3 protein-coding genes are annotated in these 3,260 nt (G+C 70.4%); 2 read left to right on the top strand and 1 reads right to left on the bottom strand.

What is annotated here, in order from left to right; genetic code table 11:
• Together ACFQEU_RS13400 and ACFQEU_RS13405 are read left to right on the top strand one after the other, a co-directional pair.
• Positions 1-546: ATP-binding protein DrrA1-3 family domain-containing protein (locus ACFQEU_RS13400; protein ID WP_379782947.1), on the top strand; the 546-nt coding region annotated here is incomplete at its 5' end.
• Positions 543-1,358, top strand: coding sequence for an ABC transporter permease subunit (locus tag ACFQEU_RS13405; protein WP_379782949.1), 816 nt, complete (start codon positions 543-545; stop codon positions 1,356-1,358). The genes ACFQEU_RS13400 and ACFQEU_RS13405, both read left to right, overlap by 4 nt.
• Before the next feature lie 189 nt (positions 1,359-1,547).
• Here ACFQEU_RS13405 and ACFQEU_RS13410 read toward each other — a convergent pair.
• Positions 1,548-3,260: histidine kinase N-terminal 7TM domain-containing protein (locus tag ACFQEU_RS13410; RefSeq protein WP_379782951.1), on the bottom strand; the 1,713-nt coding region annotated here is incomplete at its 5' end.

A 3,260-nucleotide genomic window follows, 5' to 3' on the forward strand; every position in this document is an offset into this window, starting at 1 on the left:
GAACCGGAGCTGCTCGTCCTCGACGAGCCCTCCTCGGGGCTCGACCCGGCGGGCGCGAAGGAGATGCGCGCGATCGTCGAGGCCGAGGCCGACCGCGGCGCGACCGTCTTCTTCTCCTCGCACGTGTTGGGACAGGTCGAGGCCGTCTGTGACCGTGTCGGGATCCTCCGCGACGGCGAGCTCGTCGCTGAGGACTCCATCGACGGGCTCCGTGACGCCGTCGGCGGCGAGGAGACGCTGGAGATCGAGGTCGACGCCGCCGCTGATCCGGCCGTCGATGCCGTCCGCGCGCTCGCCGGCGTCTCCGGCGTCGAAACCGTCGCTGACGGGTCGGGTGCGGGTGACACGCTGGTCGTGAACTGCGAGAGCGGGGTCAAGACCGGTGTCATCGCGGCGTTAGCGGACGCTGGCGTCGACGTCCAGGACTTCCATACCCGGGAAGCGTCGCTCGAGGACCTCTTTTTGGCGTACACGGAGGGAGATGCGCCGGGATCCGCGGCGGGTCCCGATTCCGCAACCGACGCGGACGAGGAGGTGGACGCGTGAGCCTCCTCGCGGTCGCGGACAAGGACTTCCAGGACACGGTGCGGTCGCGCGGGATGGTTATCCTCGTCGCGCTGTTCTCGCTTCTGGTCTCGCTTTTCGCCTACATCGTCCGTCCGCAAGGCGAGGCCGACCAGTTCGCGACGGAGCTCCTGTTGAGCAGTCTTGTCGGGCCCGTGTTGGTCACCGGCCTCGTCCCACTCGTCGGGATCGTCGTCGGTTACAACGCGGTGAGCGGCGAGCGGGAGTCCGGGTCGCTGAAACTGCTGCTCTCGCTGCCGCACTCCCGGGCGGACGTCGTCTTCGGCAAGGTGATCGGTCGCGGCGCGGCGATCGCGCTCGCGATCCTCGCCGGCTTCCTCCTGCCCGCGCTCGTGTTGATCGTCATCCCCGTGACGTTCAACGCCGGGGCCTTTTTCGGCTACACGATATTCGCCGCGGTGCTGGGCGTCGTCTTCGTCTCCATCGCGGTCGGCTGTTCGGCCGCCATGCCGACCCAGCAGCGCGCGCTGATCGCCGGAATCACGGTGTACGCGGTGTTCGTCTTGCTGTGGGGGCTGATCACGGGACAGGTCCTCGGCGCGCTCGACGGGGTCGTCGCGCGGCTCCCCGCCTCCGCCGAACAGATCCGGACGTTCCTCGACGTGGCGAACCCGACGACCGGGATCGAGGCGCTCGCGAACGGGTTCCTCGCTGACCAGCTGTTCGCCGGCGAGACGGCGACACAGCAGGTGTCGGCGGCCGCGATGCTCGTGTTCTGGACCCTCGCGCCGCCGCTCGCGGGACTCCTGAAGTTCGACAGCGACGACTTATAAGTCGCCGCGGGCGGATCGGTGGTGTCGATTTATGCACTATTGATAAGGGAGAGCGCCGACAGTCGACTGCGCGGGTGTATACGCACTCGGCAGCGGCGATCCGGAGCCGATCCCTGCCGCCGATTGATAAGCGGCCGCTGGCGACGCTGGCTGTCCGTCCCCCGGTGAGCCCGCCGTCAACCCGGCGTGTCAGTCGTCCGCCCCCGCCTCATCATTTATAAGTGGCACCCGGGCCGTCACGCGGGTTCCCCGCGGCTCCCGTGTCGCGTACTCGACGTCCGCGCCGAGCGCCCCGGCCGCCCACTCGATCACCCACAGCCCGAGCCCGGAACCGTGTTCGAGCGGGGTCTCACGCCCGGATTCGACCGCGCGCACCTCGTGATCCGGGATCCCGCGACCGTCGACGTCGACGACGAGGACGAACTCGGCGGCGTCCCCGCGGTCCTCCCGCCGGAGCGTCACCCGAACCCACGTCCCGCCGTCCGCGCGCTCGGTCCCTTGACCGTCGTGGTGGACGACGGCGTTCTCGACGGCGTTCGCGACGATCGCCTGGAGCGCGTCCGCACGGAGGGACGCGACCCACTCCGCGTCGGTTCCCTCGACGGCGAGCGTGACGGCGTCCTCTCCGGCCCGTTCGCGGGCGTCGTCGACGACGTCGCTCACGAGTTCGCGAACGTCGACCGTCGTGGGGTCGCCGTCCGAGAGCAGCGTCTCAACCGTTCCGGCCTTCTCCCCGAGCGCGGCGAGCGCGCCCGCCCGCCGGTCGATGGCGTCCGCCATCCGAACGAGCTCGGGGTCCTCCAGCCGTTCGACGAGCAGGTCGCCGTAGCCGGCCACCACGCCCGCGTCGTTACGGAGGTTGTGCCGGAGGATCCGGTTGAGCACCTCCAGCTGCTGTCTGCGGCGCTCGCGTTCGGTGACGTCGGAGAAGACGACCGTGTAGCCGACGTGGGTCCCCTCGGGGTCGGTCAGTGCCGCGGTCGATACCGCGAACGTCCGGCGTCGCGGGCCGACGCCGACCGTGATCTCGTTGTCGCCTCCATCCGCGTCGCCGCTCTCCACGTCGATCGCGACGTCGAGGAACGCGTCGAATGGTCGGTCGCGCGCCTGTTCCGCGCCGACCCCCAGCAGCGACTCGGCCGCCGGGTTGAGCCGCACCACCCGCCGGTCGAGCGAAAGCGCCACGATCGGGTCCGCGAGGTCGTCGATCGCGGTGCGCTCGGCGGCCCGGCTCGTCGTCGGGTGCCGGTCGAACATCTCGGCACGGTTGAACGCGTACGCGTCGAGCAGGACGTGCGGGACGAACAGGATCGGGGCCAGCTGCAGCTGCGGCACGGGTCCGAGCTCGAGGATCCACGCGACGAGCGCGAACCCCGGCGGCAACGAGCTCATCGCGACCGCAGCGCTCTCGCGGCGGTAGAGCGGGCCATAGCTGAGGAGCGTGTCCACGAGGAGGAACACCGCGCTGGCGACGAGGACGGTCTCGACGGCGACGACGAGGTACGCCCAGGGGCCGAACGCGTACGACACCGTCGCGACGCCGAAGACGGGGTCGACCCGGAACCCCGTCCAAAACGCCCCGTGGAGCGGGTTCGTCGCGAGTATCAGCGTCGAGAGGACGCCGAACCCGACCACGCCCGCGAACAGGCGGCTCCGAACCACGTCGCTCCGCCCCGTGTACTCCAGCGCGAAACCGAGGAAGGCGATACCCGTCCAGAGGATCCCGAGCCACGTCGACGCCTCCAGGACGGCCCGGAGCGTCGGGTCGGCGACGAGCAGCCCGATCCCGTAAGAGAGACACCACACCGTCTGTGCCGCGAACACGCCGAGGAACCAGTCGACGCCCGGCCGCCCCCGATGGCGGCGGATCGCCCACGCCAGGCCGATCGCGCCGGCCCCGCC

Source organism: Halorubrum tibetense, assembly GCF_042661865.1.
In the GTDB taxonomy this organism is placed as follows: Archaea; Halobacteriota; Halobacteria; order Halobacteriales; family Haloferacaceae; genus Halorubrum; species Halorubrum tibetense.